We start from the raw sequence: 24,769 nt of genomic DNA, 5'->3' as shown, positions 1-24,769 counted from the left end.
ACGGGGGCGTACGGTGTGCCCGACGCCGCGTGTCTGCCGGAGGAATGAACGTTGGACGTGTCCGGACTGGTGTGGGCGGGGACCCTCGTCGCACTTACTGCGGTGCTGCTCGTCGACCTGTTGATCATTGGTCGGCGCCCGCACGAGCCGAGCGTTCGGGAGTCGAGCCTCTGGGTCGCCTTCTACGTGGGCCTCGCCCTGCTCTTCGGCGCGGGGGTCTGGCTCACCGCCGGGGCCAGCTCCGCCGGGCAGTTCTACACCGGCTGGCTCACCGAGTACAGCCTCTCGGTGGACAACCTGTTCGTCTTCGTCATCATCATGGCCCGCTTCGGGGTGCCCCGGCCGTACCAGCAGAAGGTGCTGCTCATCGGCATCGTGCTGGCGCTGGTGATGCGCGGCGGGTTCATCGCCGCCGGCGCGGCGTTGATCTCGCAGTTCTCCTGGGTGTTCTACATCTTCGGCGCGTTCCTCATCTACACGGCGATCAACCTGGCCCGCCAGGGTGAGCCGGACGAGAACGAGTTCTCCGAGAACCTGCTGATCCGCTGGAGCCGCCGGGCGCTGCCGATCTCCAAGGGCTACGACGACGCGAAGCTGACGACCCACGAGAACGGGCGGCGGCTGTTCACCCCGATGCTCATCGTGATGATCGCGATCGGCACCACCGACCTGATCTTCGCTCTGGACTCGATCCCGGCGATCTTCGGCATCACGCAGGAGCCGTACCTGGTCTTCACCGCGAACGTCTTCGCGCTGATGGGTCTGCGCCAGCTCTACTTCCTGCTCGGCGGCCTGCTCGACCGTTTGATCTACCTGAGCTACGGGCTGGCCGTCGTGCTCGGCTTCATCGGCGTCAAGCTGGTGCTGGAGGCGCTGGCCGACAACAACCTGCCGTTCATCAACGGCGGGAAGCACGTCGGGTGGGCGCCGCACATCCCGATCTGGCTGTCCCTGCTTGTCATCATCGGCACGCTGGGCATCGCCACCATCGCCAGCCTGGTCAAGTCCGCCCGCGACAGGCGCCGCGAGCTGGCCGGGGCCCGACGCTGAACCGTCGCCGGCCGGGCCTGGAGACGGGCCCGGCAGCCGGTCAGACCCGGTGGACGCCGACCAGGGTGGCGATCCGGTCGGCCGGCAGTGCTTCCTCCAGCACCCGCCGCCGCCGGTAGCAGGCGTGCAGCATCCGCCGGTCGGCCAGGTCGCCGGCGACGGCGGTGACGATGCCGATGTGGTGGATCTTCCGGCCGGGGCGGGCGAAGAAGTAGAGGTCGCCGGGGCGCTCCGCGCCCAGGGGCACCGGGGTCGTGGCGACTGCCTGGTCGTCGGCGTCGCGGGGCAGCAGCACGCCGAACCGCCGCCAGGCCAGGTGGACGAGCCCGGAGCAGTCGATGCCGTACGCGGAAAGTCCGCCCCAGATGTAGAGCACGTCCCGCAGCCGCTGGGCCACCGCGAGCGCGTCGGCGGCGCTGGGTGGCTCGGTCGGCGCCGGGACGAGTTGCCCGTCGGGCAGCCAGAGCGGCGTGGCGTGAGCGGGGACGTGGACCGGCTGCCAGCCGTCGCGGGCCGGGCCGGCCGGGACGAGGCGGGTGCCGACGACGACGCCGGGCAGCGCCACCGGCCCGCCCGGGGCGGTGCGTAGCTCGGTGCTGGTGGCGTCCACCACCAGCGGGTCGCCGCCGACGTGGGGATCCACGGGGGTGAGCTGGTCGGCGGGCAGCCAGCCCGGATAGCCGCGGGGATCGAGCTTGGCGGCCGGCTGCTCGACGGCGACGACCCGCGCCCAGCCGTCCGGGCGCAGCTCGTCGACGAGCACCCGCTCGCCGAGCAGGAGCTGACTCAGCACGCAGTCGCCGACCTGCTGGTCGGCGTCCATCCCGGAGACCCACGTCGGGATGTCGACGCCGGCGGTGAGCGCGGGACCGTCGACCGGTCGGACCGCCTCGGGGGAGGACCACAGCGTCGCCACCGCGACTCGGACGATGGCCTCGCGGCCCGGTTGGAGCTCCACGTCAACCCCCAGCTCGTGTCGGCTGTCCCGGGGGAACCCTATGAAAGAAACCAACGATCATCAACCACGGCTCTGCATCTTTGCTTCAGCGATGCCGGAGATGCCCAGGCCAGGCGCGTCCGGCAGCACCACGTTCGGCCCCTCGTAGCGGATCCCGCCCTGCACCGGCGACCAGGCCAGCCACCAGGCGGCGTCCAGGTCGGAGACCGCCGTGGTGCCGTACGCGGCGACCAGGCTCGCCGCCGCGCCGATACCGACCTGACTCTCCATCATCGACCCGACCACCGTGCCGAGCCCGTGCGCGGTGGCCAGCTCCAACAGGGTGCGCGCCGGGTGCAGCCCGCCGCACTTGGCCAGCTTCACGTTGACCAGGTCGGCGGCCCGGCGGCGGATCACCTCGACCAGGTCGCGGACCCCGAAGACCGCCTCGTCGGCCAGGATCGGCACGGACACGCGGTCACTGACCCACGCCAGCCCGTCCAGATCCCAGCGGGCGACCGGCTGCTCGACCAACTCCACGTCCAGCCCGGCGTCCTCGATGCCACGGATCACCCGGACCGCCTCGCGCGGCGTCCAGCCCTGGTTGGCGTCGAGCCGGATCCGGGCAGCGGCGCCGACCGCCGCGCGGACCGCCCGCACCCGGTCCAGGTCGCCGGCCGCGTCCGTGCCGACCTTCAGTTTCAGCACGCCGAAGCCGTCGGCCTGCCGCTGACGCGCGGCCGCCGCCAGATCCACCGCGTCGCCCGCCGCCAGTGTGACGTCCGTCGGGACCCGCAGGGTGGTGCCCCCGAGCAACCGCACCAGGGGTACGCCCAGCCGCCGCGCGGCGAGATCGTGCAGGGCCACGTCCACCGCCGCCTTCGCGGCCTCGTTGCCGACCACCGCCCGCTGCACCTCGGTGCAGCGGGTCACCAGGTCGTCCGGGTCACGCCCGGTGAGCAGCGGGCCGAGCAGTTCCCGTACGCACGCCTGCGCGCCGGCGACCGACGCGCCGGTGACCTGCCACACCTGCGGCGCCTCGCCGAAGCCGGACCGACCATCGGCGTCGATCAGCTCGACGACCAGGGTGTCCACGGTGGTGGTGCGGCGCAGCGCGGTGACGAACGGGGTGTGTAAGGGGGCAGAAACCCGGTGGGTGCGTACCGCCGAGATCGTCATGTGGGGCACCCTATACGCAGACACGCGGCGGGAGGGGACACCGGATGGTCGTGCGGGACTGGGAGCTGGTGGGCGCACCGAACGCCCGTGACCTGGGCGGGCTGCTCGGTGCCGACGGCCGCAAGGTGCGCGCCGGACGGCTGATCCGCACCCCGGCGCTGGGTCGGCTCACCGACGACGACCTTCCGGTGCTGGCGAAACTCGGGCCGGCCTGCGTGCTCGACCTGCGCGCCACCGCGGAGATCGACGTCGCCCCGACCGACCGGCTGGCCGGCGAGCCGCGGGTGGTGCACCTGCCGGTGCACGATCCGGACCACCCGGTCTTCACGTACGTCTCGGCGGTGCTGCTCGGCCACGACCTGGACGCGTACGCGGAACTGGCCCGGCAGGGCACGGCGGGGGCGATGGCCGAGATCTACCGGTGGTTCGTCACCGGGGAGTCGGCCCGGGTCAACTTCGGCGCGGCGGTGCGGCTGGCCGCCAGCCCGGAGAACCTGCCGCTGCTCTACCACTGCTCCGCCGGCAAGGACCGCACCGGCTGGCTCACCGTCGTCCTGCTCAGCGCGCTCGGTGTGGACGAGGCCGCGATCCGCGCCGAGTACCTGCGCAACAACGCGCTCACCGACAGCCTCCGCGCGGTGATCATCGAGGCGATGCGACGCCGGCAGCCCAACCTGGACGCCGACGCGGTGCTGCCGGTGCTGGAGGTCCGCGCCGAGTACCTCGACGCCGGCTACCAGGAGGTGCGCCGGGTGCACGGCTCGTTCGACGCGTACCTGCGCGACGGGCTCGGGCTCACCGAGGATGTCCTCACGGCGCTGCGGGCGCACCTGCTGGACTGACCGGCGCCTCGGCGCGGGCGGCCCGGCCGGCGACGATAAGCGCCTGGCCGGCGGCGTAGGTCGCCATCACCAGGACCGGCGCGCCCGGTGGCTCCGCCACGCCGGCCACCCCGGCGGCGATCAGCAGGTCGGAGCCGAGGAACAGGGCAGCGCCGAGGCCGACCCGCCGGCCCTGGGTGACGGCGGTGGTGGCCATCGCGGCCAACGCGAGCGCGTAGCCGGCCACCGGCACGGCCAACCCGGCGTCGGTGAGCCCCGACCACATCCAGCCCAGCGCGACGACGGTGAGCACCGCGTACCCCACCGGGACCGCGACCAGCGGTGGGCGGCGCAGCGCGGTCGCGGCGCCGTCTCGGGTGAAGGCCGCGAGGTAGCAGAGGTGCGTGCCGAGGAAGCAGGCCATGCCGGCGAGGAACCAGCCGGTGCCGGCGACCAGCAGCGCCACGTCGCCGCCGGTCGCGAAGGCCAGCCCGGCGAGCACCAGCCGGTCCGGCCGGGCGCCGCGGTCGGCGGTAACCCGCCAGAGGTACGCGGCGAGCAGCGGCATCAGCAGCGGCTTGGTGAGCGTGAACGCCAGGTCGCTGCCGGTGGCGTTGGCCAGCAGGTTCGCCGCGGTCACGGCGAGGAAGGCGGCCAGGATGGTGGGGCTGCGGGGCATCGGCGGCTCCGGGGTGGGGGTCCGGGCAGCCTAGCCGGATCGGCGGGGGTCGGATCAGAGGCGGTGGCGAGCGGCCCAGACCTGCGCCGAGATGTGCGCGAGCAGGCGGCAGGCGTCGTCCTCGACCCCTTCGTCGCCGCCGGCCAGGTCGGTGGTGGTGCACACGGCGAGCACGTACGGCGGGGCGTCGTCGGGCAGCACCACGCCGACGCTGTGGCGCACGCCGCGTACCCAGCCGTTCTTGAGCGCGATGCGGGTGCCCTCGGGCAGGCCGGCGGCCAGGTCCTCGCGGTGCTCCTGGGCGAGCAGCACGTCCAGCATGGCGGCGCAGCCGGCAGGCGAGGCGAGGCGGCCGGGAGTCGCGGCGCCGCTGGCCAGCGCGCCCAGCAGGGCGGCCAGGTCGGCGGCGGTGACGGTGTTGGTGATGCCGGCCTCGCGGGCGGCGAAGTCCTCGATGCCCCGGCCGGTGACGCTGTTGCGGGCTCCGGCCAGCGACCACACCTCGGCCACCGCGGGCAGCCCGACCTGACCGATGACCAGGTTGGTGGCCAGGTTGCTGGACCGCACGATCATCCGTTCGGCGAGCCAGCGCAGGGGCGCGACGCCGCCGAGCCGGTCCCACACGGCGGCGTCGTTGTCGTAGTGCGGGGCGCAGGAGAACCGGGGCGCGCCGGGCTGGGCCGAGTCGAACTCGTTGACCACCGGGACGTCGGCGTCCAACTCCAGCGTGCCGGCCTCGGCGGCGCGGTGCAGCGCGGTCAGCACCCCCACCTTCATGGTGCTGGCGGCGTAGTGGCCGGCGTCGGCGTGCCGGGTCCAGGTCGGTGGCGCGTCGAGGCGACAGACGTACGCCGAGACGGTGCCCGGCACCCGGTCCAGATGGGCGTCGAGATCATCCCAGGTCATGCGGCTGACCGTAGCCGATCACGGGACGGGCGGGCCCGCGTACCCCCGCCGGAAAACCGGGCGGACGCGTCGGCCGCGAGCGGCCGACGCGCCCGGTGTCGGGTGCTGGTGGGTCAGCCGGCGTGCTTGCGGCGGGCGGTGGCCCGGCCCCGCAGCTGCTGGTCGAGCACCACCTTGCGGATGCGCACCGTGGCCGGGGTGACCTCGACGCACTCGTCCTCGCGGCAGAACTCCAGCGCCTGCTCCAGCGTGAGCTTGCGCGGCGGGACCAGCTTCTCGGTCTCGTCGGAGGTCGACTGCCGCATGTTGGTGAGCTTCTTCTCCTTGGTGATGTTGACGTCCATGTCGTCGGAGCGAGAGTTCTCTCCGACGATCATGCCCTCGTACACCTCGGTGGTGGGCTCGACGAAGAGCTGACCGCGCTCCTGGAGGTTGGTCATCGCGAAGGCGGTGACCGCGCCGGCCCGGTCGGCGACGAGCGAGCCGTTGTTACGGGTGCGCAGCTCGCCGAACCACGGCTCGTAGGACTCGAAGACGTGGTGCAGGATGCCGGTGCCCCGGGTGTCGGTGAGGAACTCGGTGCGGAAGCCGATCAGGCCGCGCGCCGGCACCAGCCACTCCATCCGGATCCAGCCGGTGCCGTGGTTGACCAGCTGCTCCATCCGGCCCTTGCGGGTGGCGAGGAGCTGGGTGATCGCGCCCAGGTATTCCTCCGGGGCGTCGATGGTCAGCCGCTCGACCGGCTCGCAGGTCTTGCCGTCGATTACCCGGGTGACCACCTGCGGCTTGCCGACGGTCAGCTCGTAGCTCTCCCGGCGCATCTGCTCGACCAGGATGGCCAGCGCCAGCTCGCCGCGGCCCTGCACCTCCCAGGCGTCCGGCCGCTCGGTGGGCAGGACCCGCAGGGACACGTTGCCGATCAGCTCCTTGTCGAGCCGGTCCTTGACCATCCGCGCGGTGACCTTGGAGCCCTTGAGCCGGCCGACAAGCGGAGAGGTGTTGGTGCCGATGGTCATCGAGATGGCCGGCTCGTCGACGGTGATCAGCGGCAACGCGACGGGGTTCTCGACGTCGGCGAGGGTCTCGCCGATCATGATCTCGGGGATGCCGGCGACCGCGATGATGTCGCCCGGACCGGCCGTCTCGGCCGGCTTGCGCTCCAGGCCCTCGGTCATCAGCATCTCGGAGATGCGGACCCGCTGGGTGCTGCCGTCGGTGCGGCACCACGCCACCGTCTGGCCCTTGCTGATCGTGCCCTGGCGGACGCGGCAGAGCGCCAGACGGCCGAGGAACGGCGAGGCGTCCAGGTTGGTGACGTGCGCCTGCAGCGGCGCGCCGTCCTCGTACGCGGGGGCCGGGATGGTGTCCAGCAGGGTGCGGAACAGCGGCTCCAGGGAGGTGCTGTCGTCCGGCACCGAACCGTCGGCGGGCTGGGTCAGCGAGGCGATGCCGTCGCGGGCGCAGGCGTACACGATCGGGAAGTCGATCTGCTCCTCGTCGGCGTCCAGGTCGAGGAAGAGCTCGTAGGTGTCGTCCACGACCTCCTTGATCCGGGCGTCGGGGCGGTCCACCTTGTTGATCACCAGGATGATCGGCATCCGGGCCCGCAGCGCCTTGCGCAGCACGAAGCGGGTCTGCGGGAGCGGGCCCTCGCTGGCGTCGACGAGCAGGACCACACCGTCGACCATGGTGAGGCCGCGCTCGACCTCACCGCCGAAGTCGGCGTGGCCGGGGGTGTCGATGATGTTGATGGTGACCGCGTCGGAGCCGTCCGCCGGCAGGTAGTGCACGCCGGTGTTCTTGGCCAGGATCGTGATGCCCTTCTCCCGCTCCAGGTCACCCGAGTCCATCACCCGCTCGGTGTTCTCGCCACGGGCACCGTAGGCGCCGGCCTGCCGCAACATGGCGTCGACCAGGGTGGTCTTGCCGTGGTCGACGTGAGCGATGATGGCGACGTTGCGGAGGTCGGTGCGAAGCTGCATACCCTCTATCCTTCCGCCTGCGCTCGCGCAGGCTGCGTCGGGGTCACCCCCAGGTGCCCCTGATCTATGGTGAAACTGCTGTCCTGGTCGTTGCGCCGGCTGGCATGCTGGCTCCCGTGTCCCGGGGGCCTGAGTGCACGACCTGCTGACCTGGGTGCAGGGTCTGCCCACTCTGTGGATCTACCTGGTCGCCGCGCTGATCGTGGCGGGCGAGACCGCGGTGATCTTCGGCCTGCTGGTGCCGGGTGAGGCTACCCTGCTGCTCGTCGGCTTCCTCACCTACAACGGTACCTTGCGCCTCGGACCGGCGTTGCTCGCGATGATCGTCTCGGCGTTCGCCGGGGACGCGCTGGCGTTTCGCGCCGGGCGGCGCTACGGGTCGAAGCTGCGGGCCGGCCTGGGCCACCGGGTCGGGCCCGAGCGGTGGCGGCGGGCCGACGCGATGCTCGCCCGCCTCGGCGGCAGGGGCGTGTTCGCGGCGCGCTGGGTGGCCTTCGCCCGCACCCTGGTGCCCCGGCTGGCGGGCGCGGCCGGCATGTCGTACCGGCGGTTCGCGCCGTGGAACCTGGCCGGCATCGTCACCTGGGTCGGCGGCTCGGTCCTGCTCGGCCACCTCGCCGGTGAGTCGTACGACACGGTCTCCCGGCTGCTCGGCCGGGCCACCGGCGCGGCGCTGGCGCTGCTCGCCGGGCTGCTGGGGGTGGTGCTCGCCGGGCGGTGGCTCGGCCGCAACCCCGACCCCGTACGCGCGCTGCTGTCCCGGGCCGCCGCGCTGCCGCCGGTGCGCTGGCTCACCGCCCGCTACGGGGTGCTGTTCTTCCTGGTGGCCATGCGGATCGGGCCGGCCTGGACGCTGCTGCTCAACCTGGCCGCCGGGCTGCTGCTGCTCTTCGCCGCCGGGCTGGCCATCGCCGGCCTGCTCGCGGTGGTGGTGCGAAACAGCGGGCTGGCCGCGCTGGACGGAGCGATCGGGGCCTGGTTCGCCGCCCGCCGGACCCCGGACGCCGCCGACGCCACACTGGTCGTGGTGTCGCTGGTACGCGGGTGGGTGTTGATCGTGCTGGTGGCCGTGATGGCGGCGGTGCTGGCGTGGCGCAACCGACCGTGGCGTACGGACCTGCTCAGTGTGGTCGGCACCGTCGGCGCGTTCGTGCCGCTCGTCGTGCTGGCGGTGGTGGCCGAGTTGACCGGCGCTCCCGACGGGGGCGGGCACGAGGCCGTCCCGTTCTCCACCCAGAACGCCGTGGTCGCGGCGAGCCTCTGCACGCTCGCGTGGTTGGTGTCGCGCAGCGCCCACTGGCCGCTGGCGGTGGCGGCGTGGACGGTCGCCGCCGCGGGCGTGCTGGGGGTCGGCGCCGCGCGGCTCTACCTCGGTCTGGACACGGCGAGCGGTACGGCCGCGGCGGTGCTGCTCGGGGTGCTGTGGACTGTGGTGTTCATGGTCGCCTGGGCCACCCGGGACCGCGCGGTGGGCGACCGGGAGCACCAGGTCGACCCGGTCGCGCCGCCGCAGGGGCCCCGCCGCCCGGTCGAACCTTGCTAATCTGCGGCGACTGTCAGACGGGGGAGGACCACCATGCGTGAACGGACCGGTCGGGTGGGCGCACTCGTGCTCGCCGGGCTCCTGCTCGCCGGCGGTGCAGTCGGCTGCGCCGGCAAGGGGGAACGCCCGCAGGACCAGGCCGCTCCCGTCTCGATCACCGAGGGGCCGACGGACGAGGCCCCGGTCGACGAGGCCGCCGACGAGCCGAGCCCGTCGGCGAGCGCGGTGGCGGCCCTGGGCGCTGCCCCGAGCCGCAAGCCGTCGACGTCCCCCACGCCGTCGAAGAAGCCGACCCGTTCCACGGGCGCGGCGCCGAAGCCGCGCGCGGTCGCCAAGCCGCCCACCGAGACGAAGGTCCCCCCGCCGCCACCGAAGCCCGCTCCCTCGTCCTGCAAGCCCACCTACAAGGGCACCCAGGCGAGCCGCGCCGACGTGAAGGCGGCACTGAGCGCCGCCGCCGGCCGCACCTACTGGCCCAGCTCGGCGCCGGAGCTCAAGATCCCGCTGAACCTGGTCAAGGCCACCGCCTGGCAGGAGAGCGGCTGGCAGTCAAACATCTACGCCTGCGACGGCGGCGTCGGGCTGATGCAGGTGATGCCGGGCACCGCGACCTGGATGAACCAGCGGTTCGAGCAGAGCTACGACATCGCCGACTACCAGGACAACGCGTACCTGGGGGCCAACTACCTGGCCTGGCTGACCAAGTACATCGGCGACATGTACTTCGAGGCCGACTACCGGCTCGACGCGGACCTGTGCACCGCCGAACTGGACTCCTGCCTGCTCAACGCCGTCATCTCCGCCTACAACTACGGGCACGGGGCGGTGGCGCAGGAGGGCAAGCCCCTCGCCATCCCCAATCCGTCGTACGTGCGCAACGTGCGGGCGCTGATGACCGAGTGCGTCTGTCTGGGATACTGAGCACACGACAAGGGGCGGGGTCGAGCCCGCCCCTTGTCCGTGCGCGTCAGTCCCGCGCGGTCACCGGCTCGCGCGTCGCCGGGACGTCGCCGCCGGGGTGGGCGTCGACGCGGCCCGGCCACCAGAAACGGTCCCCGAGCACGAACGCCAACGCCGGCACCAGCACCGTACGGACCAGCAGGGTGTCCAGCAGGACGCCGATGCAGACGATGATGCCGATCTGCGTGAGCGTGATGAGCGGCAGCACACCCAGCACGGCGAACACCGCGGCGAGCAGCACACCGGCGCTCGTGATCACACCTCCGGTGACCCGCAACGCGGACAACATCCCGGCGCGGGTGCCCGTGCTGCGCGCGTCCTCCCGAGCACGGGTGACCAGGAAGATGTTGTAGTCCACACCGAGCGCCACCAGGAACACGAAGGCGAGCAGCAGCACGCCGCTGTCGAGCGCCGGGAAACCCAGCACGTGGTCGAAGAGCAGCCACGCCGCGCCGAGGCTGGCGAAGAACGACGCGATCACGGTGAGCACCAGCAGCACCGGCGCCAGCAGCCCCCGCAGCAGCAGCACGAGCACCGCGCCGACGAGCAGCAGGATGATCGGCAGGATCAACCGCAGGTCACGGTCGTTGGCCCGCTCGGAGTCGTAGGTGGCGGCGACGGTGCCGCCGACGATCGCCCCGGTGGGCGCCTCGGCGCCGGCGGCGGCCGGGGGAGCGGAGTCGGGAACGGCGGCGACCGCGTCGCGCAGCGCCTCGATCGTGCGGTCCGAGGCGGCCGTGCCGGGTTCGGCGTCCAGCACCACGTCGACCTGGGCGACGGCCTGGCCGGCGTCGCCGGGTCGCGCCGAGGCGACGCCGGGCACGGCGGCGGCGATGTCGGTGACCGCCCGCGCCGCCGCCGGGGTGGTGAGCACGGCTACCGGCTGGGTGCTGCCGGCGGGGAACGCGCGGGCGAGGGTCTGCGCGCCGGTGACCGCCTCGGGCTCGGCCCGGAACTGCTCGGTCTCGGACAGGCCGGTGCGGATCCCGAGCCCGCCCAGCGCGAGGCCGCCGAGCAGCAGCGTGGCCAGCACCGCGACCACCACCGGTCGGCGCTGCACGGCGGCGCCGAGGCGGCCCCAGAGCCGGCCCTCCCGGACCGGACCGCCGACGCGGGGCACGAACGGCCAGAACAGGCCGCGGCCGAGGAGCACCAGCACGGCGGGCAGCACGAACAGCGCCGAGGCCATGGCGAAGACCACACCTGTGGCGCAGGCCACCGCCAACGCCCGGTTCGTCTCCTGCTCGCTGAGCAGCAGGGTGAGCACGCCGAGCACCACGGTGCCGCCGCTGGCCAGGATGGGCTCGGCGGTACGCCGCAGCGCGGCGCGCATCGCCGCGTACCGGTCCTGGGCGCGCCGCAGTTCCTCCCGGTAGCGGGCGATGAGCAGCAGGGCGTAGTCGGTGGCGGCGCCGAAGACCAGCACGCTGGCGATGCCGGTGACCTGGCCCTGCTGGAGGTTGATCCCGACGGCCGGCACGATCGTGTCCACCGCGCGCAGGGTGAGCTGTTCGGTCGCCGCGACCACGACCAGCGGCACGATCCACAGGAACGGGCTGCGGTACGTGATCAAGAGCAGTAACGCGACCACGGCGGCGGTCACCGCGAGCAGGGTGACGTCGGCGCCCTCGAAGACCGAGGACAGATCCGCGGTGAAGGCGGGCGCGCCGGTGACCTCGGCGGTCAGCCCGTCGGGCAGGGCCGCCAGCGTTTCGCGCAGCTCGGTGACCGTGGCGGTGACCGCCTCCTGACCGCCGGCGGTGTCCAGCGGCACGGCGACGAGCGCGACAGTGCCGTCCGGGGAGAGCTGCGCGGGGCTGACCTGCCCGCCCACCGCGAAGCGGCCCAGGTCACCGGAGCGGGCGGCGAGGTCGGCCCGGTCGGCCTCGCGCAGCGCCCCGCCGTCGCCGCGACTGACGACCACGATGGCCGGCTGGACGTCGTGGGACGGCAGTTGGTCCTGGAGGCGCTGCACCTGGGTCGACTGCCACTGTGCCGACAGGCCGGTGGCGGAGACCGGCGCCGGATTGTCCGGCCGGGGAATCCCGAAGACGGCCGCGCCGACCACGAGCGCGGCGGCCACGGTGAGCCAGGCGGCCAGCCGGCCGCGCGCGACCCTGCTGAAGATGGACATCGCTGACCCCTAGATCCTTCGAGAGTCGAGTATCTTGATAGCCGAGATTATCGGCGGCTGTTCTATGCTGCAACCCGGGAACCGACGACGGGGAGAAGCGGCGCGAGGTGGCGACTCACGGCATGTACCGGCGGCGCGACACGCGCCGCGACCAGCTGGTCGCGGAGATCACCAACAACCTCCGGCGGTACGCGGTTGACGCCCAGCAGGTCGGCCACGCCTTCGCCAACCTGCACGGCCTCAACCCGACCGACCTGAACGCGCTGATCGCGGTCATGGACGCCGAGCTGTTCGGTGACCCGATCACCCCCGGCCGCCTCGGTGCGCAGCTCAACCTGTCGTCCGGCTCGGTCACCGCCCTGATCGACAGGCTGGAACGGGCCGGGCACATCCGCCGGGACCGGGACACCGTCGACAGGCGCAAGGTGCTGCTGCACTACGCCGACCAGGGCGCCGCGTTGGCCATGGAGTTCTTCCGGCCGCTGGGCGCCCGGACCGACACGGTGATGGACCGCTTCGGCGAGGACGAGCTGGAGGTGGTGCACCGGTTCCTGGCGGAGATGAGCGAGTCGCTGCGCGCGCACCGCGACGCGGTCCGCGCCGCCCGGCCCGAGCCGCCCCACCGGGCGACGGACTGAGCATGCCGGGCCGGCTCGTCGCCCGCCTCGCCGCCGCCGCGCTGCGGCTGCCCGCCGTGCGCCCCGGCCCGGTCCGGACCACTCGCGACATCCCGGTCCGGGTGCGGGACGGCGTCGTGCTGCGGACCGACCACTACGCCCCGGGGGACCGACCCGCGCCGACCGTGCTGATCCGCACCCCGTACGGGCGGGGCGGGCCGTTGCGGCTGCTCGGCCGGCTGCTCGCCGCGCGCGGCCGACACGCGGTGATCCAGTCCTGCCGGGGCACCGGCGGCTCGGGCGGCACGTTCGCCCCGCTGGTGCACGAACGCGACGACGGGGTGGACACCCTGGACTGGCTGCGCCGCCAGCCCTGGTGGTCCGGAGCGCTCGGCATGTTCGGGGTCAGCTACCAGGGCTTCGCCCAGTGGGCGCTGGCCGCCGACGCCGGCGACGAGCTGCGCGCGATGGTCGCGGTGGTGACCGCGTCGTCCACCCGGGACTCGACGTACGCGGGGGAGTCGTTCGCCCTGGACACCGTGCTGACCTGGGCCGAGCTGCTGCACGCCCAGACCGTGCCGAGGCTGGCCCGGCAGTGGGAGCTCAAGCGGGGGCAGCCCCGCCTGGCGGCCGCCCTGGACCACCTGCCGCTGGCCGAGGCGGACCGGGTGGCCACCGGCGTCACGATCCCGTTCTTCCAGGAGTGGCTGCGCCACCACGATCCCGATGCCGCGTACTGGCGTAGCCGGGTCTTCGCCGACCGGGTGGCCCGGGTGCGCGCGCCCGTGGTCATGGTCACCGGCTGGCACGACATCTTCCTGCCCGCCCAGCTCGACGACCACGCCACCCTGCGTGCCGCGGGCGCCCGGCCGCGCCTGGTGATCGGCCCGTGGACGCACGGCAGCCCCGGCCTCTTCGTGGCCGCGCTGCGCGAGGGGCTTGCCTGGCTGGACGAACACCTGGACGTCTCCTCGGCCGACGGGCGGCGGCCCTCCGGGTTCTCCCGCGCGGCTCCGGTGCGGCTGCACGTGGGCGGTCCCGGTGGCGGTTGGCGGGACCTGCCGGACTGGCCGCCGGCGGTCACCGACACCCCGTGGCACCTGCACCCGGGCGGCGAGCTGGCGAGCCGCCCGCCGACCCCCTCGGCACCTGACGAGTTCCGGTACGACCCGGCCGATCCGACCCCGTCACTCGGTGGCCCGCTGCTGGTCGCCAAGCGGGCCGGTCCGGTGGACAACCGGCCCGTCGAGGCCCGACCCGACGTGCTGACGTACACCAGCGCTCCGCTCACCGAGCCGGTCGAGGTGATCGGCGGCGTACGCGCGGAGATCCACGTCCGCAGTGACCTCGCGTACCTGGACGTCTACGTCCGGCTGTGCGATGTGGACCGGCGCGGGCGTTCCCGCAACGTGTGCGACGGGCTGGTCCGGGTCGCACCCGGCCGGTTTCCCGACGACGGGTCCGGGGCGCTGCGGGTTCCGGTGCCGCTCTGGCCGACCGCGTACCGGTTCGCGGCCGGGCACCGACTGCGCGTCCAGGTCACCGGCGGCGCCCACCCGCGGTGGGCACGCAACCCGGGCAGCGGCGAACCCCTCGGCACGGCGGTGACGCTGCGTGCCGGCTGGCGGCAGGTCCTGCACGATCCGGAGCATCCCTCGGCGCTGTGGCTGCCGATCGTCCACACTGCCCCACTCAGCACCTGAAACGAATAGACCCCCTCTGAGCTGGGCGTTCACGTTTTATGCGGGCTATGGTTGGGTCAACGCCCGGCGCCGTGCACCAGTAGGCCGGGCTCGCCCGAAAAACCGACACCGCGTACGCGGTGTGATGTCGTGCGCTCGGCCCCCGTCCATTGAAAGGGGGGCCCCATGACCCGGGCTCCGACGAACCTGTTGGCCGTCCGAAGTCTCCTCCTCGCGCACCTCAACGTCGATCCGGACATCGACCGCCCCGCCGACCTGGAACCCGCGGAGGTCGGGATCGTCGGCGATCCGGACCACCGGGGCGGCTACCACTGCGGATCGGACCGGGTGGTGGTCAACGACTACTCGGTGGTGGAGTCGTCGCGGGACCGCAACGGCCTGACCCTCGACGCGGCGGCGCTCGACGTCGGCGGCTTCGAGGTCCGCTCCGGCGGACGGACGCACACCCTGTCCAGCTTCTCGCTCTGGTGTGTGGGTCAGTGCGTCGCGAACGCGGCGGACACCCGGGACCTGCGCGAGATCATCTACAGCCCCGACGGTACGACAGTGAAGCGGTGGGACCGCCTCGGCAAGCGCACCAGCGGCGACAGCTCGCACCTCTGGCACACCCACTTCAGCTTCTTCCGTGACGCCATCAAGGCAGGCCGCGACCAACGGCCGCTGTTCCGCCGCTACCTCAGCTCCATCGGACTCCTGGAGGACGACGACATGACCCCCGAAGAGCACAACTGGCTGGCCACCGTCCACACGAACCTCACCGTGCTCGACGGGCGCAACCCGATCGGGCAGATCTACACCCGCCTGGCCGAGGGCCGGGACGACACCGGTGCGCCAGTGGCCGGCAACTACAACCTGAAGACAATGGCAGCGCAGCTCATCGCCATCCAGGCGGGGTTGAACACGCTTGCCGCGCGCGACTTCACCGACGAGCCGGCGATCATCGCCGGCGTGCTGGCCGGGCTCACGCCGGAGAAGATCGCCGCGGCCATCCCGCCCACCATCGCCAAGCAGGTCGCCGACGAACTGGCCCGCCGGCTCGTCGCCTGAGCGAGGGGTGGCCCGTCCCCACCGGGTCGCCCCTCTTCACCGAACATCCGCAACAACTATTGAGCAATACTCATTGCGCAATAGTTGTTGCGGATGCGAGGGTGGGGACATGGACACGCCCGACGTACGCCAGGTCACCGACTCCCGGGTGCTGGCCGCCATGGCCCACCCGCTGCGCCGTCGACTCATGGACGTGCTCAAGGTGCACGGCCCGTCGACAGTCGGCCTGCTCGCCGAGCGCACCGACCAGGCGCCCGCGAACGTCAGCCACCACCTCAAGGTGCTCGCCGCCGCCGACCTCGTCACCGAGGCCCCCGAGCTGGCCCGGGACCGCCGCGAACGGTGGTGGCGACTGGTCACCCGGGGCGTGCGGTGGTCAAACACCGACTTCGACGCCGACCCCGCCGCCCGGGCGGTCGCCGACGCCGCCACCTCGCTCAACCTGGACCGGCACGTCGCCCTGGCCCGGGCCTGGCACGCCGCCGACGAGTCGGCGCAGGCCGCCTGGGCGGACGCGCCGTTCTCGACGGACAGGTGGCTGCACCTCACGCCCGAGGAACTGGCCGAGCTGAGCCGAGAGATGATCGACCTGCTGGCTCGCTGGGCCGACCGGCCGCTGCCCGACGACGGGAGCGACCGGCAGCCCGTCTTCGTGTTCGTCCACGGCGTACCGGCCCGGCCGTGACTGCGGCCACCCGCACCGACCGGAGCCCGGTCCGACCCTCGCGCGGGCTGCTGCGGCACCGCGACTTCCGCCTGCTCTGGGCCGGGCAGACGGTCAGCAGCATCGGCAGCAACGTCACCACCGTCGCGCTGCCCCTGGTGGCGGTCGCCGTGCTCGACGCCAGCACCTTCCAGGTGGCGGTCCTCACCGCCGCGGCCTGGCTGCCCTGGCTGGTGATCGGTCTCCCGGCCGGCGCGTGGGTGGACCGGCTGCCGCGCCGACCCCTGATGGTGGTCTGCGACCTGCTCTGCGCGCTGGCCTTCCTCAGCGTGCCGGTGACCGCCGCCCTGGGCCGCCTCACCGTCGAGCAGTTGCTGCTGGTGGCGCTGGGCGCCGGCACCGCACGGGTCTTCTTCGAGACCGCCGACCAGGTCTACCTGCCGGTGCTGCTGCGGCCCGAGCAACTGCCCGAGGGAAACGCGAAACTACAGGCCACGCAGACCGCGAGCTACGTCGTCGGGCCCGGCATCGCCGGTCTCATCGCCCAGCTCACCGGGGCGGTCGCCGCGTTGCTGCTGGACGCGCTGACGTTCCTGCTCTCGGCGGTCCTCCTGCTGCGCATCCGCACCGCCGAACCGCGCCTCACCCGGCCGGACCGGTCCCGGTCGCTGCGTCGCGACATCGCCGAGGGACTGCGCTTCGTCGTCCGCGACCCGTACCTGCGGGTGCTGACGGTCTTCGGCGCCGCCAGCAACATCGGGCTGACCGGCTACCAGGCCGTCCTGGTGGTGTTCCTGGTGCGTGAGCTGCGGCTCGCGCCGGGCCTGGTGGGCGTGCTGGTCGGAGTGATGAGCGTCGGGGGGATCATCGGCGCGCTGGTGGCCACCGCCCTGGCCCGTCGGTGTGGCACCGCGCGCGCCATGCTGATCGGGGCAGCGCTCACCGGCCCGCCCGCCCTGCTCATCCCGCTGGCCGCGCCCGGCGTCGGGCTGGTCTGGCCGGCCCTCGGTGGCGTGCTGATCGGCCTCGGAGTGGCCATCGGCAACGTGGTCAAGGGCGCCTTCCGGCAGACGTACACGCCGCACCACCTGCTCGGCCGCGTGACGGTGAGCATGCACCTGCTCAACTTCGGTGCCATCCCGCTGGCGGCCGTGCTGGCCGGAGCACTGGGCGCGCGCTACGGCGTTGGCACGGCTATCAGCGTGATGACCGCCTGGTTGGCGATCACCCCGCTGATCCTGCTGATTGGACCGCTCCGGCGGCGGCGGGACCTGCCCGCCGCCCCGGCAGCGTCTTGAGTGCACTGCGACGGCGGCCGGGAACCGACCGCCGTCACCGGCACGGAGCTACATCGGGCGGACGTTGTCCGCCTGCGGACCCTTCTGCCCCTGGGTCACCTCGAACTCGACCTTCTGGCCCTCGTTGAGCTCCCGGTAGCCGCTCGAAGCGATGGCGGAGTAGTGGACGAACACGTCCGGCCCCCCACCATCCTGCTCGATGAAACCGAAGCCCTTTTCCGAGTTGAACCACTTAACCGTGCCGGTTGCCATGCATCTCTCCCTGTTCAAAGCGGCGGACCATCGGCCCGTGGCCGATGGTCGCCCGTACCTGTTCGACAGTAACGGGCAAACGCCCGATCTGCCGGCCGAAGTGCCGTAGGTGTTTACTTGAACTCAGATGAACTCTGTGCGCGCCGGCATGCGAAAGCCGCCCCGACCACCCTCCGCTGCGGCATGCTTGCGCCGATGAGGGGTGCCGCAGCCACCGCGCTGACCGAGCTGGAGCGCGAGATCGACGCGCCCGGTTCCGGCCTGGACCGGCTCCACCTGGTGCCCACCCCGTTCGTCCCGGAGGTGCGGCTCTACCTCGCCGAGGACGCGATCGTCTGGTGGGCCCGGATGGAGGCGCTCGCCGGGCACGCCCTGCCGGCGCCGTACTGGGCCTCCGCCTGGGCCGGCGGCCAGGCCCTGGCCCGGCACCTGCTGGACCACCCGGAGCTGGCCGCCGGACGCCGCGTCCTCGACCTCGCCGCCGGTTCGGGACTGGTGGCCATCGCCGCCGCGCTGGCCGGCGCCGCCGACGTCGTCGCCAACGACATCGACCCGTACGCCGTCGCGGCCATCACGGTCAACGCGCGCGCCAACCGGGTCACCGTCGACGTCAGCGGCGAGGATCTGCTCGACAGCGCCCGCGTCGACGCGGACCTGGTGGTCGCCGGAGACGTCTTCTACAGCCGCCCGATGGCCGAGCGGATGCTGCCGTTTCTGCAACGGGCCGTCGCCTCCGGCGCCGAGGTGCTGGTCGGGGACCCCGGCCGGGGGCACCTGCCGGCCGACGGGCTGCGGGTGCTTGCCGACTATCCGGTGCCCACCACCGAGCCGTCGGTGGACTCGTCGCTGCGCCGGGTGCAGGTGCTGCGACCCGCCTGACGCCCGGCCCCTCTCAGGGGCGACCCCGAGGCCGATACCAGGGGAGGCTGGGGGCTGCGACCGGATGTCCGCGCAGGCGCGGCGGCCATAGCGTACGAGGCATGACGCAATGGCTGGCCCAGGTCGGAGAACTGCCCATCCTGGTGCTGATGGGAGTGCTCGGGCTGGTCATGCTCTTCGACGCCGTACCGCTGCTGGGTGTGCTGATCCCCGGTGACGTGGCAATCCTGGCCGCGGTCGGGGTGGGCCGCCCGGCCACCGGGCTGGCCACCTTCGCCGCGGTGCTGGCCGGCTGCCTGGCGGGCTGGTCGCTGAGTTTCCTGGTCGGTCGCCGCTACGCCGAACGCCTGCGCGGCAGCCGGATCGGGGGCTGGATCGGTGAGTCGCGCTGGAGCGCGGCGGAGGGGATCCTCAGTTCCGGCGGTGGCCGGATGATGATGGTCGCGCCGTTCCTGCCGGTGTTCAACGCGCTGCTGCCGCTTGCCGCCGGCGGCCTGCGGATGTCGTACCGCCGGTTCCTCGCCTGCGCGACCCTCGGCGCGGCGGCCTGGGCCGGTCTCTACCTGGCGCTGGGCACCGCCTCGCGGTCGCTGGCCGGTCTGCTGCCGGGGGCGCCCAACCCGCTGCTGGTCACCATGGGGGTGGGGCTGGTGCTGGCGTTCGTCGTGCTGGTGGGGGCGCGGCGGCGGTTCGCTGCTCTTGCTGGTTGAGCTGGTCGCTTGTCGCTGGTCGGCGGTCGTTGGTTGCGGTAGGGGGGCGGGGCCTGCCGTGCCCGGCTCCGGGCGGTCAGGCTTGATCCCTGCGCCGGGCACGGCAGGCCCCCGCCCCCTCGTGGGGACGGTTCGTCCGGTGGTGCGGCGTCCCACCTCGCGGTTGTGGGTCTTTTGTGGTTCTCGGTCAGCCGTGGATGAACCGGATTCGGGGCCGAGAGCTGGGGCTCGGGTTGGGTGGGGTTACCAGCCTCGGGCTTTCCACTGAGGGAGGGCCGGGCGTTCTGCTCCCAGGGTGCTGTCCTTGCCGTGGCCCGGGTAGAACCAGGTGTCGTCCGGCAGCTTGTCGAACAGCTTGTGCTCGACGTCGTCGATCAGCGCGGCGAAGCGCTGCGGGTCCTTGTCGGTGTTGCCCACACCACCGGGGAAGAGACTGTCCCCAGTCCAGAGGTGCGGCGTGCCGTTGGGGTCGCGGTAGAGCAGCGCGATCGAACCCGGCGTGTGGCCCTTGATGTGGATGACCTCCAGCGCGCAGTCACCGACCGCGACGGTGTCGCCGTCGGCCAGCCGCTCCGCCTCGATCGGCAGTCCGGCCGCGTCGTCGGCGTGCACGAGCGCCCGCGCGCCGGTCTTGGCGACCACCTCCTCCAGCGCCACCCAGTGGTCCATGTGCTGGTGGGTGGTCACCACGGCGGCCAGACCACCGTCGCCGATCAGCTCCAGCAGCCGGGGCGCCTCGTTGGCCGCGTCGATCAGCACCTGGTCGCCCGTGCCGGCGCAGCGCAGCAGGTAGGCGTTGTTGTCCATCGGGCCCACCGACAGCTTGCTGATGGTGAGCCCGTCCAACTCCCGTACCGCCGGCGGGCCGCCGTGGGTGACATCTCCGCTGTAGGTCATGTCGTGTCCATATCCGTTCCGGTGGAGTAGGCAGGGGACCGTCGGGTCGACGGCGAACCTGGCCCAGCCGACCCTAGCCGGCCCGCGCCGCGCCGTCGTCGCGGAAATCGCTTTCGGCGCGTCGCCCCGCGCCCTACCGTCGGCCTGACAAGCGGCACCGGGACGTCGGACGGAGGTGGTGTTCATGCCGGACGTGGCACGCGTGTTCCGCCATCACCAGCTCGACACCGATGAGGATGCCATGACTATCGATCTGACCGCCCTCGGCTGGGACGCCGACCGGGCGACGTACGCCGCCCGACGCGGCGAGCACCACCCCGGCCGGGTGGCCCGCGTGGACCGGGGGGTCTGCACGGTGCTCACCGCCGACGGCCCGGTCCGGGCCAGCCTCGGCCCGTCCGTGCTGGCCGCCGCCGCCCAGGACCCCTCCACGCTGCCCTGTGCCGGGGACTGGGTGCTGCTCACCCACTGGCCGGACCGCCGGATCACCGTGGCGGTCGTGCTGCCCCGGCGGGCCGCGCTGGTCCGCCGTACCGCAGGCAAGGACGCCAGCGGCCAGGTGCTGGCCGCCAACCTCGACGCCGCCGCCGTGGTGGAGCCGGTGCACCCGGAGCCGGACGTCGGCCGCATCGAACGGCTGCTCTCCCTGGTGCACGAGTCCGGGGCGCGGCCGCTCGTGGTGCTGACGAAGGCCGACCTCGCGGCCGACCCGGCCGCGCTGGCCCGTCAGCTCGCCGCGATCGCTCCCGGCGTGCCGGTGCTGTCGGTGAGCGCCGAGCGCGGCACCGGTCTGGACCCGTTGCGCGCCGAGGTCGCGCCGGGTCGCACGCTGGGGTTGCTCGGGCCGTCCGGCGCGGGCAAGTCGAGCCTGGTCAACGCGCTCGCCGGCGCGGTGATGATGCCGACCCAGGCGATCCGTCGGGTCGACGGCAAGGGCCGGCACACCACCACGTGGCGGGCCCTGGTGCCGATCCCGGGCGGCGGCGCCGTGATCGACACCCCGGGTGTACGGGCGGTCGGCCTGCTCGACGGCGTGGCCGGCCTCGACCGGGCGTTCGCCGACATCGCCGGGCTGGCCGAGGGCTGTCGGTACGCCGACTGCGGCCACGACGCCGAACCGGCCTGCGCGGTCCGCGACGCGCTGCGGACCGGTGAGCTGTCCACCCGCCGGTGGGAGAGCTGGCGGCGTCTGCAGTCGGAGGTCACCCACGAGAGCCGGCGGCGCGAGGCGCGGCTGGCCGCCGAGCGGCGCGGTGGATGGCGCTCGGCACGGCGCAGGGCGGCCCGGCCACCGTCGCCCGGAGGTTACTGACCGCGGTCGTCCGCAGCGCTCGCGGACGACGCGGCCGACCGGGCTGAGCTGGGGGAATGTGCGGGCGGGGGAAACTGTCATACCTCGGGGCTAGAGTTGCCGAGGCGTGTTTTCCGCGCCCGCACGACCGCTCAAAGTCACCCAGAGCGGGACACATCCTTCGCTTCGTCTTCTCCCGGGAGTACACGCACTGTGGCCGACCGACTGATCATCCGTGGCGCGCGCGAGCACAACCTGCGTGACGTCAGTCTCGACCTGCCCCGGGACGCCCTCATCGTGTTCACCGGGCTGTCCGGGTCGGGCAAGTCGAGCCTGGCCTTCGACACGATCTTCGCCGAGGGCCAGCGGCGCTACGTGGAGTCGCTCTCGTCGTACGCCCGGCAGTTCCTCGGCCAGATGGACAAGCCCGACGTCGACTTCATCGAGGGGCTGAGCCCCGCCGTCTCGATCGACCAGAAGTCCACCTCGCGCAACCCGCGCTCGACCGTCGGCACCATCACCGAGGTCTACGACTACCTGCGTCTGCTCTACGCCCGCATCGGCGAGCCGCACTGCCCGGTCTGCGGCGAGCGGATCTCCCGGCAGAGCCCGCAGCAGATCGTCGACCGGGTCCTCGCGATGGCCGAGGGCACCAAGTTCATGGTGCTCGCGCCGGTGATCCGCGGCCGCAAGGGCGAGTACGTCGACCTCTTCGCCGAGCTGCAGGCCAAGGGCTACGCCCGGGCCCGCGTCGACGGCGTGGTGCACCCGCTGACCGAGCCGCCGAAGCTCAAGAAGCAGGAGAAGCACACCATCGAGGTGGTGATCGACCGACTCACCGTCAAGCCGAGCGCCAAGCAGCGGCTGACCGACTCGGTCGAGGCCGCCCTGGGCCTGTCCAGCGGCCTGGTGCTCCTCGACTTCGTCGACCTCCCCGAGGACGACCCGGACCGGGAGCGCCGCTACTCCGAGCACCTGGCCTGCCCCAACGACCACCCGCTCGCCATCGAGGACCTCGAGCCCCGAGTCTTCTCCTTCAACGCGCCGTACGGCGCCTGCCCGGAGTGCACCGGCCTGGGCACCAAGAAGGAGGTCGACCCGGAGCTGCTGGTCCCCGACCCGGAGCGCAGCCTGCGCGAGGGCGCCATCCAGCCCTGGTCCACCGGGCACAACCTGGAATACTTCCTGCGCCTGCTGGAGGCGCTCGGCGAGGCCCAGCACTTCGACGTCGACACCCCGTGGCGGGCGCTGCCGGCGCGGGCGCAGAAGACGATCCTGCACGGCTCCGACGACCAGGTGCACGTGCGCTACCGCAACAAGTACGGGCGCGAGCGCTCCTACTACACCGGCTTCGAGGGCGTGGTGCAGTGGATCGAGCGCCGGCACTCCGACACCGAGTCCGAGTGGTCCCGCGACAAGTACGAGGGCTACATGCGTGACGTGCCGTGCGCGGCGTGCGGCGGCGCGCGGCTCAAGCCCGAGGTGCTCGCGGTCACCCTGGCCGGCAAGAGCATCGCCGAGGTCTGCAACCTGTCCGTGGGGGAGTGCGCCGACCTGCTCGCCGGCATCGAGCTGACCGACCGGCAGAAGATGATCGCCGAGCGCGTCCTCAAGGAGATCAACGCCCGGCTGCGATTCCTGCTCGACGTCGGCCTGGACTACCTCTCCCTGGACCGGCCGGCGGGCACGCTGTCCGGCGGCGAGGCGCAGCGCATCCGGCTGGCCACCCAGATCGGCTCCGGCCTGGTCGGCGTGCTCTACGTGCTCGACGAGCCGTCGATCGGTCTGCACCAGCGCGACAACCACCGGCTGATCGAGACCCTGATCCGGCTGCGCGGGCTGGGCAACACGCTGATCGTGGTGGAGCACGACGAGGACACCATCCGTGTCGCCGACTGGATCGTCGACATCGGGCCGGGCGCCGGCGAGCACGGCGGCAACATCGTGCACAGCGGCTCGGTGCCGGCGCTGCTGAAGAACAAGGAGTCGATCACCGGGGCGTACCTGTCCGGGAAGCGGTCGATCCCGACACCGGCCGGCCGCCGGCCGCAGGATCCGGCCCGCGAGCTGGTGGTGCACGGCGCGCGCGAGCACAACCTGCGCAACCTGACCGTCTCGTTCCCGCTGGGCCAGCTCATCGCGGTCACCGGGGTCAGCGGCTCGGGCAAGTCGACGCTCGTCAACGACATCCTGTACGCAGTGCTGGCCAACCAGATCAACGGCGCCCGGCTGGTGCCCGGCCGGCACACCCGGGTCTCCGGTCTGGAGCACGTGGACAAGGTCGTCGGCGTGGACCAGTCGCCGATCGGCCGTACGCCGCGCTCCAACCCGGCCACCTACACCGGGGTCTGGGACCACGTTCGCAAGCTCTTCGCCGAGACCACCGAGGCCAAGGTCCGGGGGTACGGGCCGGGCCGGTTCTCGTTCAACGTCAAGGGCGGCCGCTGCGAGGCGTGCTCCGGCGACGGCACCATCAAGATCGAGATGAACTTCCTGCCCGACGTGTACGTCCCCTGCGAGGTCTGCAAGGGCGCCCGGTACAACAGGGAGACCCTTGAGGTGCACTACAAGGGCAAGACCGTCTCGGACGTGCTGGAGATGCCGATCGAGGAGGCCGCCGAGTTCTTCTCCGCCATCCCGGCCATCCACCGGCACCTCAAGACCCTTGTCGACGTCGGCCTGGGCTACGTCCGCCTCGGGCAGCCCGCGCCGACCCTCTCCGGCGGTGAGGCGCAGCGGGTCAAGCTCGCGTCGGAGCTGCAGAAGCGCTCCACCGGGCGAACGGTCTACGTGCTCGACGAGCCGACCACAGGCCTGCACTTCGAGGACATCCGCAAGCTGCTGATGGTGCTGGAGGGCCTGGTCGACAAGGGCAACACGGTGATCACCATCGAGCACAACCTCGACGTGATCAAGACGGCCGACTGGCTGATCGACATGGGTCCGGAGGGTGGCCACCGGGGCGGCATGGTGCTGGCCACCGGCACCCCGGAGGAGGTCGCCGAGGTGGCCGAGAGCCACACCGGCGAGTTCCTGCGTCAGGTGCTCAAGCTCGACGGCAAGGCCAAGGGCGCGGCCGCCGCCACCACCCGCGCCGCCAAGGCCAACGGCGTCACCAAGGCGCGGGCCAGCCGCAAGGTGCCGGCCGGCGCACGCTGAGCTCGATCTCTGCGGGGCGGGGCGCTCGGCGCTCCGCCCCGACCCATTTCCCGGGTCGGAC

Annotated in this window: 21 protein-coding genes; 13 read left to right on the top strand and 8 right to left on the bottom strand. The window is 72.7% G+C overall.

What is annotated here, in order from left to right:
* Nucleotides 1–51 precede the first annotated feature (51 nt).
* The gene (locus tag MILUP08_RS24645) at nt 52–1,050 is read left to right on the top strand and encodes a TerC family protein (protein WP_007462786.1); all 999 of its coding nucleotides are present in this window, start codon (nt 52–54) and stop codon (nt 1,048–1,050) included.
* A gap of 40 nt (nt 1,051–1,090) precedes the next feature.
* On the opposite strand, the gene MILUP08_RS24640 is transcribed toward MILUP08_RS24645, so the two are convergent.
* Nucleotides 1,091–2,008 carry a C40 family peptidase gene (locus tag MILUP08_RS24640; RefSeq protein WP_007462785.1) on the bottom strand — a complete coding sequence of 306 codons (918 nt, stop codon included), beginning with the start codon at nt 2,006–2,008 and terminating at the stop codon, nt 1,091–1,093.
* 60 nt (nt 2,009–2,068) lie between these two features.
* Nucleotides 2,069–3,166, bottom strand: a complete 1,098-nt coding sequence (locus MILUP08_RS24635; protein ID WP_007462784.1) for a mandelate racemase/muconate lactonizing enzyme family protein — start codon at nt 3,164–3,166, stop codon at nt 2,069–2,071.
* A 44-nt stretch (nt 3,167–3,210) separates the two neighbouring features.
* Between MILUP08_RS24635 and MILUP08_RS24630 the strand changes: the two genes are divergently transcribed.
* Nucleotides 3,211–4,008: a tyrosine-protein phosphatase gene (locus tag MILUP08_RS24630; RefSeq protein ID WP_007462783.1), complete on the top strand. Its 798-nt coding sequence runs from the start codon at nt 3,211–3,213 to the stop codon at nt 4,006–4,008.
* On the opposite strand, the gene MILUP08_RS24625 is transcribed toward MILUP08_RS24630, so the two are convergent.
* The 3 genes from MILUP08_RS24625 to typA form a co-directional block, all read right to left on the bottom strand.
* On the bottom strand, nt 3,977–4,666 hold the full coding sequence (locus MILUP08_RS24625) for a lysoplasmalogenase (protein ID WP_007462782.1): 690 nt from the start codon (nt 4,664–4,666) through the stop codon (nt 3,977–3,979). The genes MILUP08_RS24630 and MILUP08_RS24625 overlap by 32 nt on opposite strands.
* 54 nt (nt 4,667–4,720) lie before the next feature.
* Complete coding sequence (locus tag MILUP08_RS24620) at nt 4,721–5,572, bottom strand: serine hydrolase (RefSeq protein WP_007462781.1); 852 nt, start codon at nt 5,570–5,572, stop codon at nt 4,721–4,723.
* Between the two features lie 113 nt (nt 5,573–5,685).
* The gene (gene typA / locus MILUP08_RS24615; RefSeq protein ID WP_007462780.1) at nt 5,686–7,554 is read right to left on the bottom strand and encodes a translational GTPase TypA; all 1,869 of its coding nucleotides are present in this window, start codon (nt 7,552–7,554) and stop codon (nt 5,686–5,688) included.
* A 133-nt stretch (nt 7,555–7,687) separates the two neighbouring features.
* Here typA and MILUP08_RS24610 point away from each other — a divergent pair, with 133 nt between their 5' ends.
* Together MILUP08_RS24610 and MILUP08_RS24605 are read left to right on the top strand one after the other, a co-directional pair.
* The gene (locus MILUP08_RS24610) at nt 7,688–9,097 is read left to right on the top strand and encodes a DedA family protein (RefSeq protein WP_007462779.1); all 1,410 of its coding nucleotides are present in this window, start codon (nt 7,688–7,690) and stop codon (nt 9,095–9,097) included.
* A gap of 33 nt (nt 9,098–9,130) precedes the next feature.
* On the top strand, nt 9,131–10,018 hold the full coding sequence (locus MILUP08_RS24605; RefSeq protein ID WP_007462778.1) for a lytic transglycosylase domain-containing protein: 888 nt from the start codon (nt 9,131–9,133) through the stop codon (nt 10,016–10,018).
* Between the two features lie 46 nt (nt 10,019–10,064).
* Here the strand turns inward: MILUP08_RS24605 and MILUP08_RS24600 are convergent, their stop codons facing one another.
* Nucleotides 10,065–12,191, bottom strand: a complete 2,127-nt coding sequence (locus MILUP08_RS24600) for an MMPL family transporter (RefSeq protein WP_007462777.1) — start codon at nt 12,189–12,191, stop codon at nt 10,065–10,067.
* Nucleotides 12,192–12,313: 122 nt separating this feature from the next.
* On the opposite strand from MILUP08_RS24600, the gene MILUP08_RS24595 reads away from it, so the two are divergent.
* The 5 genes from MILUP08_RS24595 to MILUP08_RS24575 all read left to right on the top strand — a co-directional run bounded on the left by MILUP08_RS24595 (nt 12,314) and on the right by MILUP08_RS24575 (nt 17,520).
* On the top strand, nt 12,314–12,829 hold the full coding sequence (locus tag MILUP08_RS24595) for a MarR family winged helix-turn-helix transcriptional regulator (protein WP_007462776.1): 516 nt from the start codon (nt 12,314–12,316) through the stop codon (nt 12,827–12,829).
* Nucleotides 12,830–12,831: 2 nt separating this feature from the next.
* Nucleotides 12,832–14,511 (top strand): CocE/NonD family hydrolase, encoded by a 1,680-nt coding sequence (locus MILUP08_RS24590; RefSeq protein ID WP_007462775.1) that lies wholly within the window; start codon nt 12,832–12,834, stop codon nt 14,509–14,511.
* Nucleotides 14,512–14,676: 165 nt separating this feature from the next.
* Nucleotides 14,677–15,558 (top strand): hypothetical protein, encoded by an 882-nt coding sequence (locus MILUP08_RS24585; protein WP_007462774.1) that lies wholly within the window; start codon nt 14,677–14,679, stop codon nt 15,556–15,558.
* A gap of 109 nt (nt 15,559–15,667) precedes the next feature.
* On the top strand, nt 15,668–16,243 hold the full coding sequence (locus MILUP08_RS24580; protein ID WP_007462773.1) for an ArsR/SmtB family transcription factor: 576 nt from the start codon (nt 15,668–15,670) through the stop codon (nt 16,241–16,243).
* Nucleotides 16,240–17,520 (top strand): MFS transporter, encoded by a 1,281-nt coding sequence (locus tag MILUP08_RS24575; RefSeq protein ID WP_007462772.1) that lies wholly within the window; start codon nt 16,240–16,242, stop codon nt 17,518–17,520. The genes MILUP08_RS24580 and MILUP08_RS24575 overlap by 4 nt, the downstream gene beginning before the upstream one ends.
* Nucleotides 17,521–17,568: 48 nt before the next feature.
* Here the strand turns inward: MILUP08_RS24575 and MILUP08_RS24570 are convergent, their stop codons facing one another.
* Entirely contained in the window at nt 17,569–17,772 is a 204-nt protein-coding gene (locus MILUP08_RS24570; RefSeq protein WP_007462771.1) for a cold-shock protein, read from the bottom strand.
* Between the two features lie 195 nt (nt 17,773–17,967).
* Here MILUP08_RS24570 and MILUP08_RS24565 point away from each other — a divergent pair, with 195 nt between their 5' ends.
* Both MILUP08_RS24565 and MILUP08_RS24560 read left to right on the top strand, forming a co-directional pair.
* Nucleotides 17,968–18,651: a 50S ribosomal protein L11 methyltransferase gene (locus MILUP08_RS24565; RefSeq protein ID WP_039906588.1), complete on the top strand. Its 684-nt coding sequence runs from the start codon at nt 17,968–17,970 to the stop codon at nt 18,649–18,651.
* A 101-nt stretch (nt 18,652–18,752) separates the two neighbouring features.
* The gene (locus MILUP08_RS24560; RefSeq protein ID WP_007462768.1) at nt 18,753–19,361 is read left to right on the top strand and encodes a DedA family protein; all 609 of its coding nucleotides are present in this window, start codon (nt 18,753–18,755) and stop codon (nt 19,359–19,361) included.
* Nucleotides 19,362–19,604: 243 nt separating this feature from the next.
* Here the strand turns inward: MILUP08_RS24560 and MILUP08_RS24555 are convergent, their stop codons facing one another.
* Nucleotides 19,605–20,258 (bottom strand): MBL fold metallo-hydrolase, encoded by a 654-nt coding sequence (locus tag MILUP08_RS24555; protein ID WP_007462766.1) that lies wholly within the window; start codon nt 20,256–20,258, stop codon nt 19,605–19,607.
* A gap of 241 nt (nt 20,259–20,499) precedes the next feature.
* On the opposite strand from MILUP08_RS24555, the gene rsgA reads away from it, so the two are divergent.
* Together rsgA and uvrA are read left to right on the top strand one after the other, a co-directional pair.
* Entirely contained in the window at nt 20,500–21,570 is a 1,071-nt protein-coding gene (gene rsgA, locus MILUP08_RS24550; RefSeq protein ID WP_039908737.1) for a ribosome small subunit-dependent GTPase A, read from the top strand.
* Between the two features lie 192 nt (nt 21,571–21,762).
* A complete protein-coding gene (uvrA, locus tag MILUP08_RS24545) occupies nt 21,763–24,708 on the top strand; it encodes an excinuclease ABC subunit UvrA (protein ID WP_007462760.1) in 2,946 nt (981 codons plus the stop codon).
* Nucleotides 24,709–24,769: the final 61 nt, after the last annotated feature.

The organism is Micromonospora lupini str. Lupac 08 (assembly GCF_000297395.2).
GTDB classification, from domain to species: Bacteria; Actinomycetota; Actinomycetes; order Mycobacteriales; family Micromonosporaceae; genus Micromonospora; species Micromonospora lupini.
The sequence above is the reverse complement of the archived record's forward strand: the minus strand, read 5'-3'. Positions and strand labels throughout refer to the sequence as shown.

What these genes read in the sequence shown, in the direction of transcription:
- MILUP08_RS24600 (WP_007462777.1), bottom strand. Translation starts at nt 12,191, where the DNA reads ATGTCCATCTTCAGCAGGGTCGCGCGCGGCCGGCTGGCCGCCTGGCTC.
- MILUP08_RS24560 (WP_007462768.1), top strand. Translation starts at nt 18,753, where the DNA reads ATGACGCAATGGCTGGCCCAGGTCGGAGAACTGCCCATCCTGGTGCTG.
- MILUP08_RS24590 (WP_007462775.1), top strand. Translation starts at nt 12,832, where the DNA reads ATGCCGGGCCGGCTCGTCGCCCGCCTCGCCGCCGCCGCGCTGCGGCTG.
- MILUP08_RS24630 (WP_007462783.1), top strand. Translation starts at nt 3,211, where the DNA reads ATGGTCGTGCGGGACTGGGAGCTGGTGGGCGCACCGAACGCCCGTGAC.
- rsgA (WP_039908737.1), top strand. Translation starts at nt 20,500, where the DNA reads ATGACTATCGATCTGACCGCCCTCGGCTGGGACGCCGACCGGGCGACG.
- typA (WP_007462780.1), bottom strand. Translation starts at nt 7,554, where the DNA reads ATGCAGCTTCGCACCGACCTCCGCAACGTCGCCATCATCGCTCACGTC.
- MILUP08_RS24605 (WP_007462778.1), top strand. Translation starts at nt 9,131, where the DNA reads ATGCGTGAACGGACCGGTCGGGTGGGCGCACTCGTGCTCGCCGGGCTC.
- MILUP08_RS24555 (WP_007462766.1), bottom strand. Translation starts at nt 20,258, where the DNA reads ATGACCTACAGCGGAGATGTCACCCACGGCGGCCCGCCGGCGGTACGG.
- MILUP08_RS24570 (WP_007462771.1), bottom strand. Translation starts at nt 17,772, where the DNA reads ATGGCAACCGGCACGGTTAAGTGGTTCAACTCGGAAAAGGGCTTCGGT.
- MILUP08_RS24565 (WP_039906588.1), top strand. Translation starts at nt 17,968, where the DNA reads ATGAGGGGTGCCGCAGCCACCGCGCTGACCGAGCTGGAGCGCGAGATC.
- MILUP08_RS24580 (WP_007462773.1), top strand. Translation starts at nt 15,668, where the DNA reads ATGGACACGCCCGACGTACGCCAGGTCACCGACTCCCGGGTGCTGGCC.
- MILUP08_RS24585 (WP_007462774.1), top strand. Translation starts at nt 14,677, where the DNA reads ATGACCCGGGCTCCGACGAACCTGTTGGCCGTCCGAAGTCTCCTCCTC.
- MILUP08_RS24620 (WP_007462781.1), bottom strand. Translation starts at nt 5,572, where the DNA reads ATGACCTGGGATGATCTCGACGCCCATCTGGACCGGGTGCCGGGCACC.
- MILUP08_RS24595 (WP_007462776.1), top strand. Translation starts at nt 12,314, where the DNA reads ATGTACCGGCGGCGCGACACGCGCCGCGACCAGCTGGTCGCGGAGATC.
- MILUP08_RS24625 (WP_007462782.1), bottom strand. Translation starts at nt 4,666, where the DNA reads ATGCCCCGCAGCCCCACCATCCTGGCCGCCTTCCTCGCCGTGACCGCG.
- MILUP08_RS24635 (WP_007462784.1), bottom strand. Translation starts at nt 3,166, where the DNA reads ATGACGATCTCGGCGGTACGCACCCACCGGGTTTCTGCCCCCTTACAC.